The following is a 16182-nucleotide window of genomic DNA, read 5'->3' on the forward strand; positions in this document are numbered from 1 at the left end:
TTGCGTATCACGCGCCCCGGCACGTGTCCGGAAATCATCGGTGCCGCCCGGCGGCCGGCGCCCCGGGGGCCGACCGCGGCTGGCCCTCCGCTCTCACCCCTGCGGGTGCGCTGCCGGACGGCGGGTGGACAGCGTCACCCCGACCGCGATCGTCGCCGCCGCGACCACCCCGGCCGCGGAGCACCGCCCAGCGGCCGGAGAACGTGCACATCAGGATCGCCAGGGCCGCCACGGGCAGGACGAGCTGCTGCGCGATGCCGACCTTGAAGTAGCGGGCGTGGAGCAGCCATACGCAGAGGAGGAAGAGCGCGGCGGGGATGGTCACCGCCGAGGAGGCGGCGAGGGTGGAGAGGTGGGCCTTGCCCACGGCCTGCTCCACGGCGATCTCGAGGCCGGCGCCGATGGCGGCGGCGGAGGCGAAGATCAGATAGTGGCCGTAGCCCCAGAGGAAGCTCTGCCGGTTGGAGACGAGGCGGATGTGGGCGGGGACGGCGAAGTAGATCCACCAGGCGGCGCAGACGATCAGCAGGCCGCCGGTGGCGATGGGAAGGAGCTCGCCCAGGGCGTCGTACTCGCTGATCCCCGCCTTCACCGCGACGGTCGCCGCCGCGATCGTCTCGCCGAGGACGATGATCGTGAACAGGCCGTACCGCTCGGCGATGTGGTGTGCGTGCCAGTGGGTGTTGGTGTCCTTCTCCGCGAAGGCGGGGACGGCCAGTTCGGCGCCGATCATCACAAGGAAGATCCAGGGGCGGGCCGCCTCGGGCGCCCAGAGCAGGGCGGTCCAGCCGATCTGGCAGAGGACGACACCGCCCGCGTACCGGTGGCACATCGTCCGCTCGGCGGGGTCCGTCGCGTGGTGGGCGGCGCGCAGCCACTGGAAGGAGAGGGCGAGCCGCATGACCACGTAGCCGAGCACGGTGACGAGGAAGTCGTCCTCGAAGGCGCGGGAGACACCGGCGGCGAGGACGAGGACACCGGCGATCTGGACGAAGGTGGCGACGCGGTAGAGGACGTCGTCGTTGTCGTAGGCGGAGGCGAACCAGGTGAAGTTCATCCATGCCCACCAGATCGCGAAGAAGACCATCGCGTAGTGGGTGATGCCGTCGGCGGCGTGGTGCTCGACCACCGCGTGCACCAGCTCGGCGCCGGCCTGGGCGACGGCGACGACGAAGCAGAGGTCGAAGAAGAGCTCGAGCGGTGTGGCGGCGCGGTGCGTCTCGGTGCGGGAGCGCGCGACAAGCGGCAGGAACGGTTGGCTCATGCGCCCCACCCCACCAGAGCCGGGCGGCCGGGGGCGCGGTGGCACGCCCTCCCCGACCCCCGAACGAGCCGCCGAGGCCCGCGCGGTCCTCCGGTCGTACGGCCTGAACGCCATCTGAGCGACACACTCACCCACCCGCCCCGCAGAACGGGACCAGACCGGTTATATCGCCCTACCGTGACCGGGTGACCGAGCCACCCCAGGCCCCCGCGCCCGTCGTCCAGACCCTCTCCGAGGTGCGCCGCCGGGCCGCCCTCGCGGGTGCCGTCGTCTCCGCCCTGCTGATCGTCGCGATCGTCCTCGGCAGCCGGTTCCTGCGCGACTTCGACTCGGCGCTCCTGCCGTACGCCGTCGCCACCGTCTTCCTCGCCTTCGGCGTCGCCTACCGCTACACGGTCTGGGTCTCCGCCCCCGGCGCCCGACGGCTCTTCAGGCAGGGGTGGCGCTCCTTCTTCTCGGCCGCCAACTTCCGCAAGGCCCCCACCGCCCTGCCGAGAATGATCGCCACCTACCTCGGCTTCCAGAAGTTCCTCGGGGCGCGCTCGCACGCCCGCTGGGCCGCCCACCAGCTGATCTTCTGGGGCTGCATCCTGGCCGCCCTGATCACCTTCCCGCTGACCTGGGGGTGGTTCACCTTCACCTCGGGCAGCGGCTCGGGACCCGGGTACGAGATGCGGATCTGGGGCTTCAAGATCCTCGGCTTCGACTCGCTGAACATCGTCGGCTGGCTGATGTTCCACGGCCTCGACATCGCCGCCGTCCTCGTCATCCCCGGCGCCTCCTATTTCCTGTGGCGCCGGATGAAGGACCGCGGCGCGATCACCGGTCAGCGCTTCGCCTACGACTTGGTCCCGCTGATCGCCCTGATCGTCATCTCCGTGACCGGGCTCCTCCTCACCTTCTCGTCGATCTTCCTGCACGGCGGCGGCTACGAGTTCCTGGCGATCCTGCACATGGTCTCGGTGGTCTTCACCCTCATCTACATCCCCTTCGGGAAGTTCTTCCACATCGTCCAGCGGCCCGCCGCCGTCGGCATGCAGCTGTTCAAGTACACCTCCCGCGGCGGGGACGAGGAGGTCCTCGCCTGCCGCCGCTGCCGGGAGCCGATCGACACCGCCCCCTACGTCGAGAACCTCCGGGGCACCATGCGCGACCTCGACCTCGGCTTCGACGCCTGGGCCGAGTACTGCCCCCGCTGCAAACGCGTCCTGCGCGGCAACGCCTACCTCACCCACGTCAAGAAGGGGTACAAGTGACGCAGCAGCACGCCGGCCGGCGGCACCTTCCGCTCGATCCCTCCATCGCCCCGCCCGGCACCCGCAGCTTCCGCGACGCCGGCGGGATCCCCGCGGACCGCTGGCGCGCCGACCAGGACGGCGAGACGCTCGTCCCCACCCACTGCTGCTTCTGCGGCGTCCAGTGCGGCATGTACCTGCGGGTCGACCGGGCGGGCAAGGTCTTCGGGGTCGAGCCCCGCAACCACGACATCAACCGGATGCGGCTCTGCCCCAAGGGCATCAACGCCTACCAGCAGGTCAACCACCCCGACCGGCTCACCGCCCCCCTCATGCGCCGCAACCGCGACGAGCCGTTCCGCGAGGCGAGCTGGGAGGAGGCGCTCGACTTCACGGTCGCCGAGATCCGCCGCATCCAGACCGAGTACGGCCACGACGCCTTCGGCCTGCTCGGCGGGGCCAGCCTCTACTCCGAGAAGACCTACCTCGTCGGCAAGTTCGCCCGCGTCGCGCTGAAGACCAAGCACGTCGACTACAACGGGCGCCTGTGCATGGTCTCCGCCGCCGGGGCCAACAAGCTCGCCTTCGGCATCGACCGGGCCGGCAACCCCTTCTCCGACATCCTCCTCACCGACTGCCTCCTCATCGCCGGCTCCAACGTCGGCGAGTGCTTCCCCGTGATGACGCAGTACCTCTGGGGCGCCCGCGACCGGGGCGCCACCCTGATCGTCGTCGACCCACGGGAGACGGCGATCGCCCGCACCGCCGACCTCCACGTCGCCCTCAAGCCCGGCACCGACTCCGCGTTCTTCAACGCCGTCCTGCACGTGATCGTCCAGGAGGGCCTCGCCGACGAGGCCTATCTCGCCGCCCACGCCACCGGCTGGGACGAGGTCAAGGAGACCGTCGCCGACTACCCCCCGGCCCGGTCCGCCGAGATCTGCGGGGTCCCGCAGGAGCAGATCGTACGGACGGCCCGGATGTTCGCCGGCGCGGACCGGGCCATGGCCTGGCACGCCCGCGGCGTCGAACACCACTCCCAGGGCGTCGAGAACTGCCTCACGATCATCAACCTCTGCGCCGCCACCGGGAACATCGGCAAGCCGGGAGCCGGCTACGGCACCATCACCGGCCAGGGCAACGGCCAGGGCGGCCGCGAGCACGGCCAGAAGTCCGACCTCCTGCCCGGCGGACGCTCGATCATGAACCCCGAGCACCGCCGCCAGATCTGCGAGATCTGGGGCATCGAGGAGTCCGAACTCCCGGCCGCCGGCACCTCCATGATGGAGATGGTCTGGCAGATGCAGCGCGGCGAGATCCGCGGACTGATCGGCATCTGCAACAACCCCTTCGTCTCCCTCCCGAACTACGCCACCGTCAAACAGGGCTACGACGCCACCGAGTTCCACGCCCAGTTCGACTTCTTCCTCTCCGAGACCGCAGCCAACGCGCACGTCGTCTTCCCCGTCACCGTCTGGGCCGAGGACGAAGGCGTCATGGCCAACGCCGAGGCCCGGGTCGTCAAGCACAACAAGGCGCAGGAACCGCCCGCCGGGGTCCGCACCGACACCTGGGTCATCTGCGAACTCGCCAAACGCCTCGGCGCCGGCGACAAGTTCGCCTTCCCCGACTCCCGCTCCGTCTTCGAGGAGCTCCGCGTCGCCTCCGCGGGCACGGTCAACGACTACTACGGCATCACCTACGAGCGCCTGGAGGAGACCGGCGGCATCGCCTGGCCCTGCCCCACCACCGACCATCCGGGCACCCCCCGCCTCTTCGAGGACGGCAGGACCTACCACCCGGACGGCAGGATCCACCTGCAGGTCGTCGAATGGCACCCGCCCATGGACCCGTACAGCGAGGAGTACCCCCTCTCGCTCACCACCGGCCGCACCGTCGCCCACTTCCTCTCCGGCAACCAGACCCGCCGACTGGGCGCCCTCGTCGAGCAGACCCCCCGCCCCTGGGTCGAGGTCCACCCCTCCCACGGCTTCCGCAGCGGCGACCCCGTGCGGGTCGTCACCCGCCGAGGCAGCGAGGTCTTCCCCGCCCTCGTCACCGAGGCGATCCGCCCCGACACCGTCTTCGTCCCCTACCACTGGCCCGTCCCCACCGCGGCCAACGCGCTCACCATCGACGCCCTCGACCCCCGCTCCAAGATCCCCGAGTACAAGGTGTGCGCCGCCCGGATCGAGGCCGCCGAACGGATCGACGAGGTCCCCGAACCGCCCACCGCCCCCGGGCACCACGCCTACCCCGAGACCCAGGTCTCCCGCACCGACCCCCTGCCCCCCACGTCCCCGCAGGGCCGTGGCACCTCGGAGAGGAGCTGAATCCGCTCATGATGGGCCGCACGATCTTCATCGACCCGGGGCGCTGCATCGGCTGCCAGGCGTGTGTCTCCGCCTGCCGCGAATGCGACTCGCACCGCGGCAAGTCGATGATCCACCTCGACTATCCCGACGAGGGCCACTCCGTCGCCTCCCTTCCCACCGTCTGCATGCACTGCGAGGACCCCGTCGCCCCGTGCGCCGAGGTCTGCCCCGCCGACGCGATCCTGGTCACCGCCGACGGCGTGGTGCAGCAGGCCGACACCACCCGTTGCATCGGCTGCGCCAACTGCGTCAACGCCTGCCCCTTCGGCGTCCCCAAGATCGACCTCCAGGCGAAGCTGCAGATGAAGTGCAACCTCTGCTACGACCGCACCGCCTACGGCCTCGCCCCGATGTGCGCCACCGTCTGCCCCACCGGCGCCCTCTTCTACGGCACCCTCGAGGAGCTCCAGGCGGAGCGCCCCGGCGTCCAGGTCGCCGACTCCTTCACCTTCGGCACCACCACCGTCACCACCGGAGTCGCGATGGTCGTCCCCGCCGACAAGGTCCGGTGGCCGGTCCCCGGCGGCCTTCCCGTCGTCGAGATCAACGGAGTGGACGTGCGAGAGGCGAACACCGGCAAGGACGGCGGCGCGCACCGGGTGGACGTCCGATGAGCGTCACCACCCCGCCGCCCGCCGAAGGCCCCAGGGCGACCGACGCCGCCCAGGAGGCGCTCCACGACCGCATCGCCGCCGATGCCCTCACCACCCGCCGCGACTACCTGCGGATCGTCGCCACCGTCTCCGGCGGACTGGCCGTCGGCGGCGTCGGCGTCGCCGCCGGCATCCTGCACCGCCACGGCGACAGCGACGGCACACCCGAACCGAAGAAGATCGCCGACCGGCTGCCGCCCGGGGAGTCGCTCGCCTTCCGCTACCCCGGGCAAGAGGACCGGGCGGTCGCGATCCGCTTGGAGGACGGCACCCTCGCCGGCTACTCCGCCGTCTGCACCCACCTCGCCTGCGCCGTGCTCTGGCGCAAGGACCGGGGCAGCGAGGGCGAGCTGTACTGCCCCTGCCACGAGGGGGTCTTCGACGCCCGTACGGGAGAGGTGACGGCGGGCCCGCCGCCCCGGGGCCTGCCGAAGGTGATCCTCATCGAGGAGGCCGACGGAAGCGTCTGGGCCATGGGCACCACCCGCTCGGGGGAGAGCGTGGAGGAAGGGCTCTGCCGCGGCCTCGTGAAGGACCGCCCGGACCTCGCCGAGCGCTTCGGCTGCCCGGGGGTCTCGGCCGGCGGGGCCGTGGAGAGGAAGGCGCGGACGTGAGCGACAGCGACACCCCCTTCCCCCGGGATCCGGCAGCCCCCGACCGCCCGGACGTGCCGTCCGGCCCGGTCTACACCCCGGGCAGCGGCCGGCCGCGGCTGAACCGCCCGGTCCACGAGCGCTACCCCCAGATCCGGCCGACCAGCGGTTACGGCGACCCACGGGTCCGGCACACCGGCCCCGGCCCGGGCGCCGGCACCGAGCAGGAACCGGAGCGCGCGTCCAAGCTGACGGCGCGCCTGGTCCTCGCCCTGTCGGTGGTCGTCGGCCAGCTGTGGGGGCTGACGATCGTGGTCGACGAGTGGATGTCCGGCGACACCGGCACCGCCTGGTGGGGCGCGGGTTTCCTGGTGCTGTCGTTCCTCGTCGTGCTCGGGCTGTGGGCGCTCGACCCGAAGGACCGCTGATCACCCGGGCCCGCGCCCGGAGCCCCGGCGTACCCTGAAGGTATGAGTACCGCCCCCGCCCACGGCCCGCGAGCAGCGGAGCAGTCCGACGACGAGCCTCGAACGCGACCCGCGTCGGCACTGATCTTCGACGATCCGCTGGACCGGCAGTCCGCGGACGATACGGACCGCGGGTGGGGCGAGCGGCCTCCCGGCGGCGGTGACAGCGCCGCCGATCTCGCGCGCTTCCTCGACGAGAAGCCGCCGCACCACCTCTGACACCGGCGCGAGCCGTCGGCTAGGGGGTGTTGTGCGTCCCCGTGCCGGTCCCCGCTCCGCCCCCGGGCCCGGAGCCGCCCCCGAAGCCGGAACCGCCTCCTGAGCCGGAGGGCGCACCCGGGCCCGCGCCCGCGTCGGGGCCCGAGCCGGGCCCGCGCTGAGCCACGAGCGCGTCCCTGATCTCCTTCAGGACCTCCAGCTCGCTGACCTCCAGGGTCTCCTGGACGCCTTCCTTCGCCTTGTCGTGCGCCGCCCGCCTGGCCAGGATCCTGGCCATCGGCAGGACCATCAGGAAATAGACGACGGCCGCGGTGATCAGGAAGCTCAGGACCGCGCTGAGGACGAGGCCCCACTGGATCTCGATGCCCTGCATCTCGCCGTCGACGATCTTGCACGGGTCCTTGAGGCAGGACTTGTAGCTCTCCAGGTCCTTGGTGCCGAAGGCGCCGACCAACGGGTTGATGACGCCCTTCACCACGGCGTTCACGATGTTGGTGAAGGCGGCACCGATGACGACCGCCACCGCCAAGTCGATCACGTTCCCGCGCATGAGGAAGGCCTTGAAGCCCGCCAGCACGCTCTCCTTCTTCGGGGTCACCCGGATGCCTTTCGTCGCGTGTGCAGTTGGTGCCTCCATTACGCCGTGATCGGCGCGAGGGCGTCCAATCGGTACACACCCGGCGGTGACTTGACAGCCCGTCAGTGCGATTCAGCACCAGGTCACCGCCAGGGGTGAGCTGATCCCGGCGGCGGCGAGCGCCGTCGCCGTCGTCCGGGGCACGGACAGCACAACCAGGGCGCCACCGTCCGGACGGGGTGTATCGGCGCGCGGGACCTCGGCCACGCGTGCGCCGGCGGCGACCACGCGCGGTTTCCCGTCCCCGCCGGCCGGAGAGTCGGGCGCCGCCGCGATCACGTCGACCCGGTCTCCGGGGCGCAACAGCCGTACGGCCGCCGCGTCCGCGATCCGTACCGGAGCCGACACCAGCCGTACCACGGGCGGACCGTGACGCTCCCTCGCCTCCGCGGCCGACGCCGTGGCCTGCCGGGGCGGCGGGTCGGCCGACACCTCCCCGGCCCCGGCCGCGACCGCCAGCGCCGCCGCGGCCAGCGCGAGGACGGCGGCCGGAGCCCGCCGCCGGCGCCGCAGCGCCCGCCGCAGCCGCTGCGGACCTCCCCGGGGCCGCAGCGGCTCGAAGAGCGGCACCTCGCACGTCCCGGGCACGGGCGAGAGCGGGGAAGGGCCCCGGAGGGAGGGCAGGGAAGGGAGCGGGGAGGAGAGAGCGGGCAGCGAGGAGAAGCCGGCGGAGGAAGGGAAGGAAGGCGCGGAGGGGAACGAAGGGGAGGAGGAGAGAGGAGAAGCCGTCATGGCGGACACCACCTGTCAGGAACCGAAGCCGAGTGCCGTCCCCCGGACCGCCCGGAGAACCGCTCCCACCTTCCCGGCTCTCTCCGCCTCCCGCTCCCGCCTGTGGACCGCCGCCCCCCTGTGGACAACCCGCTCACCCCTGAGGGGGACGCGAGACGCCCCCCCGGACCGGCAGTCGGCCCGCCCGCCCCGTCCGTGGGGGGCGAGACGCCCGCCCCCCCCACAAACCGGCAGTCGGCCCGCCCCACCCTGCCTCAGGGAAGTTCGATCCCCAGGTCCCACCCGTCGTGCGCATGCGTGCAGAGGCAGTCCCGGTCCGCCGTCTCCGGCAGCGCGCCCACCGCGTCGAACAGCACCTCCCGCAGCCGCTCCACGTTCTCGCCGAAGACGCGCAGCACCTCCGTGTGGGAGACGCCCTCGCCTGTCTCGGCGCCCGCGTCCAGGTCCGTGACCAGCGCGAGCGAGGTGTAGCAGAGCCCCAGCTCCCGGGCGAGGATCGCCTCCGGGTGCCCTGTCATCCCGACCACGGACCAGCCCGCCGCCGCGTGCCAGCGCGACTCGGCGCGGGTCGAGAACCTGGGCCCCTCGACGACGACCATGGTGCCGCCGTCCACCGCCTCCCAGCCCCGCCCGCGGGCCGCCTTCAGCGCCGTCCGCCGCCCGTCGGGGCAGTACGGGTCGGCGAAGGTGGTGTGGACGACGTTCGGCACGGCGCCGCCCCAGGCGTCGGGCAGCGGCTCCCCGTCGAAGTACGTCTGCGCCCGCGTCTTCGTCCGGTCGACCAGCTGATCCGGTACGACGAGGGTGCCGGGGCCGTACTCCTCCCGCAGGCCGCCCACCGCGCACGGCCCGAGCACCTGCCGCACGCCCACCGAGCGCAGCGCCCACAGGTTGGCGCGGTAGTTGATGCGGTGGGGCGGCACCGTGTGCGTGCGGCCGTGCCGGGGCAGGAACGCGACCCGCCGTCCGGCGACCTCGCCGAGGAAGAGGGAGTCGCTGGGGCTGCCGTACGGGGTCTCGACGGGGACCTCCGTCACGTCCTCCAGGAAGGAGTAGAACCCCGATCCGCCGATCACGCCGATGCCCGCGTAAGCCGTGTTCGCCTCGTTCGCCATGACGATCACACTAACGGGCGCCGGGCTGCCGGTCCCGGAACGGCGAAAGCCCCACCGCGGTGGGCGGTGGGGCTTGCGTCGGATGTGCGTGGAGCGGCCACCCGCCGAGGCGCGGGGGCGGTGCTTCTCGCTCAGGCGGCCGAGCTGGAGCTGCCGGAGCCGGAAGAGCCCGACGTGCTGGAGGCCGTGCTCGACGACGCGGCCGGCTTGGCGTCCGAGGACGACGCGCCGGAGGAGGGGGCCGAGGCCGGCTTGGACGTCGAGCCGGGCGTGCTGCTGGACGACGAGCCGCGGCTGTCGTTGCGGTAGAACCCGGAGCCCTTGAACACGATGCCGACCGCGGAGAACACCTTCTTCAGGCGTCCCTTGCAGTTCGGGCATTCGGTCAGCGCGTCATCGGTGAACTTCTGCACCGCCTCGAGGCCCTCGCCGCACTCGGTGCACTGGTACTGGTAGGTCGGCACTTGTCTTCCTCCTGGCACTCACACTCATCGAGTGCTAACGACGATCCATAGTGACGTATTCCGCGGGATCAGTCCACCGTCACCGGCACTCGGTGACCGATACCACGTGCGGCGAGTCGCCCGGGCGCCCGGGGTGCCAGGCGGGAACGCAGCGCGAGGAGGGTGGCCAGGGCGAGGGCGGTGCCGGCCAGCGGCACCAGGAATCCGGTGCTCGCGCCGTGCGCGTCGGCCAGGCGTCCGGCGACGGTCACGGCGGCGGCCTGGCCGAGCGCGACGGCGCCGGTGAGCCAGGTGAAGGCCTCGGTGCGGGCGGTGGCCGGGACGAGGGTCTCGACGATGGTGTAGCCGGTGATCAGGGCCGGGGCGATGCACAGGCCGACGAGGAGGCCGAGGGCGGCGAGCAGCGGCACGGAGTGGACGGACCAGAGCAGCGAGGCCGCCACGGTGAGTCCGGCGTAACCCAGGATCAGGCGCTTGCGCGGACCGATCTTCCAGGCGATGGCACCGCAGGCGATGCCCGCGAGCATGTTGCCGGCCGCGAAGACGCCGTAGAGCAGGCCGTTGGCGCCGGGGTTCCCGATCTCCTCGGAGAAGGCGGTCAGGGAGACCTGCATGCCGCCGAAGACGGAGCCGATGCCCAGGAAGGCGACGGCGAGGACCCGTACGCCGGGGATGGAGAGCGCCGAGACGCGCGGTCCGGCGCCGGCGGCGGCCGCCAGGCCGTGGACGGGCTGGGTGCGCCGCTGGGCGGCGAAGAACAGGCCGCCGAAGAGCGTCAGCGAGGCTTCGGCGATCAGACCGGCGGCGGGGTGGACGCCGGTGCAGAGCGCGGTCGCGAGGACCGGGCCGACGACGAAGGTGAACTCGTCGGTGACCGATTCGAAGGCCGCGGCCGTCGGCATCAGGGGCGAGCCGTCCAGCTTCGCCGCCCACCGGGCCCGGACCATCGGCCCGACCTGCGGCACGGAGGCACCGGCCGGCACCGCGGCCAGGAACAGCGCCCACAGGGGCGCGCCGGCCAGGGCGAGCACGGTGAGGGTGACGACGGCGGCGGCGTGGATCAGGACGCCGGGGACCAGGACGGCCCGCTGGCCGAAGCGGTCGGCGAGCTTGCCGCTCTGCGGGGCGAACATCGCCATGGAGACGCCGGTGACGGCGGCGACGGCGCCGGCGCTGCCGTACGAGCCGGTGGTGTGCTGGACGAGCAGGACGATGCCGATCGTCAGCATCGCGAACGGCTGCCGGGCGGCGAAGCCGGGGAGCAGGAAGGACAGCGCGCCGGGGGTACGCAGCAGCTGTCCGTAACCGGCACGCTTCGGAGCCTTCGTGGCCTCGGGGGCCTTCGTGTTCCGCGAGGCCTCGCCGGCCTGGCCGGCCTTGCTGTTCTCGTCGGCCCTGGCCGTCACCGCCGTAGCGGTCGTCGAAGCCGTCGCAGTCGTCGCAGACGCCTCAAGCGTGTCAGAAGTGACCGTGGACACCACGGTCCTTGCCTTTCTGCCGCCTGGTAGCGCGCCCCGTGCACGGTAGTGCGGGTATCGCCGAGAGCTGTCCTCATGCGCGGAACTGCGGTAGATGCCGAGCCCAGCCCTCTTGTGGGGGGTCGACCGCCATACGGTCGCGCCAGCTCTGCGTCAGGCAGAGTTGGTTCGATCTAAGTGTGCCTTCATGGTACAGGGAAGGGCGCCTTCCCGCCTGGGAAAACGCCCACCCTTCGCAATCCGTGCCTGTGATTAACCGGACGTTCGCTTGCGGTTGTGCCGGCGCGCGTCGCCCTCGCCGTGGCCTTCGCCGCTGCCGTGGCCGAGCCGCGACCCCGCGCCGAGCCGCGAGCCCGCGCCGGGTCGTGCGCCGGTGCCGAGCCGCCGGTGCGCGGTGACCGCCGTGGAACCGCCGGTTCCCAGCCATCCGGCCAGCTTGCCGCCCTGGCCCACGGCCCGCAGCCGCCGCTCGGCGGCGTCCCGGACCGGGTCGGTGGCGACGACGAGGAGTTCGTCCCCGCGCCGCAGGACCGTGGTCGGACCGGGTACGAAGCTCTTGTCGTCCCGGACGACCAGGGTGACCGCCGCTCCGGCCGGGAGACGCAGCTCCGCGACCTCTACGCCGTGCATCTTCGACCCGGCCGGGACCGCCACCGACAGCAGGTGCCCGCGCAGCCGCTCCAGCGGCGCCGACTCGACGCCGAGGTCGGCCGCCTCCGACGAGGCGCCCAGCTTCAGGGCGCGGGCCAACCACGGCAGGGTCGGCCCCTGGACGAGGGTGTAGACCACGACCAGGACGAAGACGATGTTGAAGACGCGTTCGCTGCCCTCGATCCCGGAGACCATGGGGATGGTGGCCAGGATGATGGGGACGGCTCCGCGCAGGCCGGCCCAGGACATCAGGGCCTGTTCCTGCCAGGGGATGCGGAACGGCAGCAGGCTGAGCAGGACCTCCATCGGCCGGGCGACCACCGTCAGGACCAGGCCGATGATCACCGCCGGCCAGAAGTCGTCGACCAGCTGGGAGGGGGTCACCAGCAGGCCGAGCAGGACGAACATGCCGATCTGCGCGATCCAGCCGAGCCCCTCGGCGAAGCCGCGGTTGGCCGGCGCGTGCGGCAGCCTGGCGTTGCCGAGGACCATCGAGGCGAGGTAGACGGCGAGGAAGCCGGAGCCGTGGGCCATCGCGCCGGCCGCGTACGCCACGACCGCGATGGCCATGACGGCGATCGGGTAGAGGCCGGAGGCGGGCAGGGCCACGTGCCGCAGCCCGAAGGAGCCGACGAAGCCGACCGCCAGGCCGATGGCCGCGCCGATGGCCAGCTCCAGGGCGATCTCGCCGACCAGGACGTACCAGCTGTCGACCGGGCCGACCGTCGAGAAGGCGACGACGAGGATGACGACGGGGGCGTCGTTGAAGCCGGATTCGGCCTCCAGGACGCCGGTGACCCGGGCGGGCAGCGGCACCTTGCGCAGGACGGAGAAGACGGCGGCGGCGTCGGTCGAGGAGACGACAGCGCCGATGATCATCGCCTGGCGCCAGTCGAGGCCCACCAGATAGTGCGCGGCGGCCGCCGTGATGCCCACGCTCACCGCGACGCCGACCGTCGACAGCACGACGGCCGCGGGCAGCGCGGGTTTGATCTCCCTCCACTTCGTGCCCAGGCCGCCCTCGGCCAGGATCACGACCAGGGCGGCGTAGCCGATCACCTGGGTCAGTTCGGCGTTGTCGAAGGCGACGTTGCCGATGCCGTCCTGCCCGATGGCGATCCCGATCCCGAGGTACAGCAGCAGGCTGGGGAGCCCGCTCCGGGACGAGATCCGCACCGCCGCGACAGCGATGAGCAGCACGAGCGAGCAGATGAGCAGGAGTTCGTTGAGCTGGTGGACAGTCAGTGGCCGATCCTTCCCCTCGCATGCAGCCGGATCGTTCCTCCAGCAGCCGACACTTCGTTACCTTACCTAATCTTTAACGTTTCCTTGACGCCGTCCCGCCGCCGCCCGACGGCTCCCCGCGGCCGCTCTCACCGACACCGCGTCCGGGCCGCCGCGCCCCTGCGCCTAAGGTTGCTCCCGTACTCCAGGACCACCCTGCCCCTCGAAGGACAGCGATGCCCTCCAACACGACCGCGCCCCCCGCGAAGAAGAAGGGGCGACGCGCCCGCCTGATCGTGCTCGTCCTGGTCCTCGCGCTGGTCGCGGGCATCGGGTACGGCGGGTACTGGGGCGTCAGCACCGTCCGGGCCTCGTTCCCGCAGACCACGGGGACGATCCGGCTCGACGCGCTCTCCGGCCAGGTCGACGTCAAGCGGGACGCGTACGGCGTCCCGCAGATCTACGCCGACACCGAGGCCGACCTCTTCCGGGCCCAGGGCTACGTCCAGGCCCAGGACCGCTTCTACGAGATGGACGTCCGGCGCCACATGACGTCGGGGCGCCTCTCGGAGATGTTCGGCGACAGCCAGGTCGACACCGACGCCTTCCTGCGCACCCTCGGATGGCACCGGGTCGCGCAGCAGGAGTACGACAAGGTCCTCACGCCGGAGACGAAGAAGAACCTCCAGGCGTACGCGGAGGGCGTCAACGCCTATCTCAAGGACCGCGACCCGTCCGACGTCTCCGTCGAGTACGCGGCGCTCGCCTTCTCCCACGAGTACACGATCGAGCCCTGGACGCCGGTCGACTCGGTGGCCTGGCTCAAGGCGATGGCCTGGGACCTGCGCGGCAACATGCAGGACGAGATCGACCGTTCGCTGATGACGAGCCGGCTGAGCCCGGAGCAGATCAAGCAGCTGTACCCGCAGTACCCGTACGAGCTCCACCAGCCGATCGTCGACAAGGGCGCGGTCGACGAGGACAAGGGCGAGTTCGACCCGGGCGCCGAGGCGAACGGCACCGGCGACGGCACCACGGACGGCAGCGGGACGAACGGCGACGGGACGAGCGGCAGCGGGACGAGCGGCAGCGGGACGAGCGGCGACGGGACCGGCGGCGGCTCGGGCACCTCCCCCAACGGCTCCGCCGGCGACGCGCTCCAGGGGATGCGCTCGCAGCTCGGCGACCTGTCCGAGTCCCTCGACGCGATCCCCGCCCTGCTCGGCCCCAACGGCAACGGCATCGGCTCGAACTCCTGGGTCGTCTCCGGCCGCTACACGACCTCCGGCAAGCCGCTGCTCGCCAACGACCCGCACCTCGCGCCGCAGATGCCCTCCCTCTGGTACCAGATGGGCCTGCACTGCCGCTCGGTCTCCGCGACCTGCCGCTACGACGTCGCCGGATACACCTTCTCCGGCCTGCCCGGTGTGATCATCGGCCACAACGACTCCATCGCCTGGGGCTTCACCAACCTCGGCGCCGACGTCACCGACCTGTACCTGGAGAAGGTCAGCGGCGAGGGGTACCTGGTCGACGGCCGCACCAAGCCGTTCACCACCCGCCAGGAGACGATCAAGATCGCCGGCGGCGGCACCCGCCTGATCACGATCCGCTCGACCGGACACGGCCCCGTGGTCTCCGACCGCTCGGGCGAACTGGAGAAGGTCGGCCAGACGGCCCCCGTCGGCAACGCCGCCCCCGACCGCGGCAGCGGCTACGCCGTCTCCCTCCAGTGGACCGCCCTGCAGCCCGGCACCTCCATGGACGCCGTCTTCGAACTGAACCGCGCCAAGGACTTCAAGCAGTTCCGCACCGCCGCGAAGAAGTTCGAGGTCCCCTCCCAGAACCTGATCTACGCCGACACCTCCGGCAAGATCGGCTACCAGGCGCCCGGCAGGATCCCGGAGCGCGCGAAGGGCGACGGCACGCTCCCGGCGCCCGGCTGGGACTCCGCGTACAAGTGGAAGGGCTACATCCCCTACGAGGAGCTGCCCTACGAGGAGGATCCCGACCGCGGCTACATCGTCACCGCCAACCAGGCCGTCGTCGACGGCTCGTACCCGAACCTGCTGACCCGGGACTGGGGCTACGGCTCGCGCAGCCAGCGGATCAACGATCTCATCGAGTCGAAGATCAAGGACGGTGGGAAGATCTCGCCGGACGACATGCGGACGATGCAGATCGACAACCGCAGCGAGATCGCGACCCTGCTCAACCCGCTCCTGCTGAAGATCGACATCTCCGATCCGTACGTCCGCGAGGCGCAGAAGCTCCTGGAGGGCTGGGACTACACCCAGGAGCCCGACTCGGCCGCCGCCGCGTACTTCAACGCGGTCTGGCGCAACGTCCTCAAGCTCGCCTTCGGCGACAAGCTGCCCAAGGAGCTGCGGGCCGAGGGCGACTGCATCAACGTCCGCCCGGCCGACTCCACCGGCCCGGTCGACGAGCAGAACAAGCTGGTGCGGGAGTGCGGCCAGCGGGACGCCGAATCGGCGCAGCCGGACGGCGGCGACCGGTGGTACGAGGTGGTCCGCCCGCTCCTGAAGGACGCGGACAACGCCTGGTGGAAGACCGAGGCCAACCGCACCGACCAGGCCACCGAGAACCGCGACCAGCTCCTCGCCCGCGCCATGGAGGACGCCCGCTGGGAGCTGACCGCCAAGCTCGGCAAGGACGTCTCCACCTGGAGCTGGGGCCGGCTGCACCAGCTGACGCTGGAGAACCAGACCCTCGGCACCGCGGGACCGGGCTTCGTCCGGTCGATGCTCAACCGCGGCCCGTGGAACCTCGGCGGCGGGGAGGCCGCGGTCAACGCGACCGGCTGGAACGCGGCCGGCGGCTACGAGGTCGTCTGGGTGCCGTCGATGCGGATGGTCGTCAACGTCGGCGACTGGGACAGGTCCCGCTGGATCAACCTGACCGGCGCCTCGGGGCACGCGTACCACTCGAACTACTCCGACCAGACCGACAAGTGGGCGAGGGGCGAGCTCCTCGACTGGCCCTACGGCAAGGCGGCGGTCGACGCCGCGACCCAGGACACGCTGGTCCTGAAGCCCTGAAGCGGCGGTCAGTCCC

The 16182-nt window shown here is 71.8% G+C and carries 13 protein-coding genes and 1 pseudogene; 7 read left to right on the forward strand and 7 right to left on the reverse strand.

Annotation, left to right across the window (positions count from 1 at the left end; genetic code table 11):
• Positions 1-93 precede the first annotated feature (93 nt).
• Positions 94-1264: pseudogene (locus ACZ6RC_RS26830) on the reverse strand (low temperature requirement protein A).
• Positions 1265-1449: 185 nt separating this feature from the next.
• On the opposite strand from ACZ6RC_RS26830, the gene ACZ6RC_RS26835 reads away from it, so the two are divergent.
• Genes ACZ6RC_RS26835 through ACZ6RC_RS26860 form a run of 6 tightly spaced genes read left to right on the forward strand, consistent with a single transcriptional unit; the run spans position 1450 to position 6806 of the window.
• Complete coding sequence (locus ACZ6RC_RS26835) at positions 1450-2520, forward strand: MFS transporter (RefSeq protein WP_469587774.1); 1071 nt, start codon at positions 1450-1452, stop codon at positions 2518-2520.
• Positions 2517-4832 carry a molybdopterin oxidoreductase family protein gene (locus ACZ6RC_RS26840; RefSeq protein ID WP_469587778.1) on the forward strand — a complete coding sequence of 772 codons (2316 nt, stop codon included), beginning with the start codon at positions 2517-2519 and terminating at the stop codon, positions 4830-4832. The genes ACZ6RC_RS26835 and ACZ6RC_RS26840 overlap by 4 nt, the downstream gene beginning before the upstream one ends.
• Positions 4833-4840: 8 nt before the next feature.
• Positions 4841-5488, forward strand: coding sequence for a 4Fe-4S dicluster domain-containing protein (locus ACZ6RC_RS26845; RefSeq protein ID WP_391145807.1), 648 nt, complete (start codon positions 4841-4843; stop codon positions 5486-5488).
• Positions 5485-6141: a QcrA and Rieske domain-containing protein gene (locus tag ACZ6RC_RS26850; protein ID WP_469587781.1), complete on the forward strand. Its 657-nt coding sequence runs from the start codon at positions 5485-5487 to the stop codon at positions 6139-6141. The genes ACZ6RC_RS26845 and ACZ6RC_RS26850 overlap by 4 nt, the downstream gene beginning before the upstream one ends.
• Positions 6138-6548: a hypothetical protein gene (locus ACZ6RC_RS26855; RefSeq protein WP_391145803.1), complete on the forward strand. Its 411-nt coding sequence runs from the start codon at positions 6138-6140 to the stop codon at positions 6546-6548. Before ACZ6RC_RS26850 ends, ACZ6RC_RS26855 begins: the two co-directional genes overlap by 4 nt.
• Positions 6549-6590: 42 nt before the next feature.
• Positions 6591-6806 carry a hypothetical protein gene (locus ACZ6RC_RS26860; RefSeq protein ID WP_391145800.1) on the forward strand — a complete coding sequence of 72 codons (216 nt, stop codon included), beginning with the start codon at positions 6591-6593 and terminating at the stop codon, positions 6804-6806.
• Between the two features lie 19 nt (positions 6807-6825).
• Here ACZ6RC_RS26860 and mscL read toward each other — a convergent pair whose 3' ends face one another.
• From mscL to ACZ6RC_RS26890, 6 genes are all read right to left on the reverse strand, one after another.
• Complete coding sequence (gene mscL / locus ACZ6RC_RS26865; protein ID WP_469587785.1) at positions 6826-7404, reverse strand: large conductance mechanosensitive channel protein MscL; 579 nt, start codon at positions 7402-7404, stop codon at positions 6826-6828.
• A gap of 111 nt (positions 7405-7515) precedes the next feature.
• Positions 7516-8175 carry a hypothetical protein gene (locus ACZ6RC_RS26870; RefSeq protein WP_391145796.1) on the reverse strand — a complete coding sequence of 220 codons (660 nt, stop codon included), beginning with the start codon at positions 8173-8175 and terminating at the stop codon, positions 7516-7518.
• Positions 8176-8429: 254 nt separating this feature from the next.
• The gene (locus ACZ6RC_RS26875) at positions 8430-9290 is read right to left on the reverse strand and encodes an S-methyl-5'-thioadenosine phosphorylase (RefSeq protein ID WP_469587790.1); all 861 of its coding nucleotides are present in this window, start codon (positions 9288-9290) and stop codon (positions 8430-8432) included.
• 131 nt (positions 9291-9421) lie between these two features.
• Entirely contained in the window at positions 9422-9754 is a 333-nt protein-coding gene (locus tag ACZ6RC_RS26880) for an FmdB family zinc ribbon protein (protein WP_453617444.1), read from the reverse strand.
• A 68-nt stretch (positions 9755-9822) separates the two neighbouring features.
• On the reverse strand, positions 9823-11049 hold the full coding sequence (locus ACZ6RC_RS26885) for an MFS transporter (RefSeq protein ID WP_469588112.1): 1227 nt from the start codon (positions 11047-11049) through the stop codon (positions 9823-9825).
• A 435-nt stretch (positions 11050-11484) separates the two neighbouring features.
• Complete coding sequence (locus ACZ6RC_RS26890; RefSeq protein WP_469587794.1) at positions 11485-13083, reverse strand: potassium/proton antiporter; 1599 nt, start codon at positions 13081-13083, stop codon at positions 11485-11487.
• Positions 13084-13343: 260 nt separating this feature from the next.
• On the opposite strand from ACZ6RC_RS26890, the gene ACZ6RC_RS26895 reads away from it, so the two are divergent.
• Positions 13344-16166 carry a penicillin acylase family protein gene (locus ACZ6RC_RS26895; RefSeq protein WP_469587797.1) on the forward strand — a complete coding sequence of 941 codons (2823 nt, stop codon included), beginning with the start codon at positions 13344-13346 and terminating at the stop codon, positions 16164-16166.
• The last annotated feature ends 16 nt before the right edge of the window (positions 16167-16182 follow it).

It is taken from the genome of Streptomyces sp. NPDC048353 (assembly GCF_055587165.1).